General features: G+C 45.2%; 1 protein-coding gene. It reads right to left on the bottom strand.

The window, feature by feature from the left end; translation table 11 throughout:
- Window positions 1-609 (bottom strand): MFS transporter (locus R7F64_RS24030; protein WP_318072171.1); only part of this gene is annotated, 609 nt, incomplete at its 3' end.
- Window positions 610-615: the final 6 nt, after the last annotated feature.

The raw sequence follows: 615 nt of genomic DNA, 5'->3' as shown, positions 1-615 counted from the left end.
TTTCAAGCTTACCGCTTTTTGGTCAAGTTCAGCAGCTACACCAGTTAGGCCCTTTCTGAACATCAACAACATCACAAGCGCGGTGCCTGCCATGACAGCGGAGATGGTAAAGCCGCCGTTAAAGCCAATTACCAGCACGATCATCGGGAACAGGTACTGGCCTAAAAAAGCGCCGACATTGTTCACGGAATAGTTGATTGGGTAACCTTTTTCGAAATCTTCTTGTGATTTAAAAGTGCGTTTGTAAAGACTTGGGTAAGAAGGTGACATCAAACCACGGCCGTAGCTTGCTAGAGCGATACCACACATCGATAAAGGAACGTTTGTCGCCGAAGCACCAAGTACCAGCAAAACGTAACCCGCAGCGAACGCCAGAAAGGCGATGGATAGAGAGCGGTAAGCTCCTAAAAACTTATCCGCAATAAATCCGCCAGCGATGGCAAACAATGGCCCAATGGCAGAAAAAGCGCCCACGATCATCATCGTATCGGCTTCGTTGTAATTTAGGTCTTCTAGAAAAAAGCGAGTTAAGCTCACTAGCACGCCATAAAATGATAAGCCAAACATCATTTGGCAGAACATCATAGATTTGTTTAGTTTATTCCACATAATTTT

Origin of the sequence: Vibrio sp. Vb1980, from assembly GCF_033338615.1 — a bacterium.
Taxonomy (GTDB): domain Bacteria; phylum Pseudomonadota; class Gammaproteobacteria; order Enterobacterales; family Vibrionaceae; genus Vibrio; species Vibrio alginolyticus.
The sequence above is the reverse complement of the archived record's forward strand: the minus strand, read 5'-3'. Positions and strand labels throughout refer to the sequence as shown.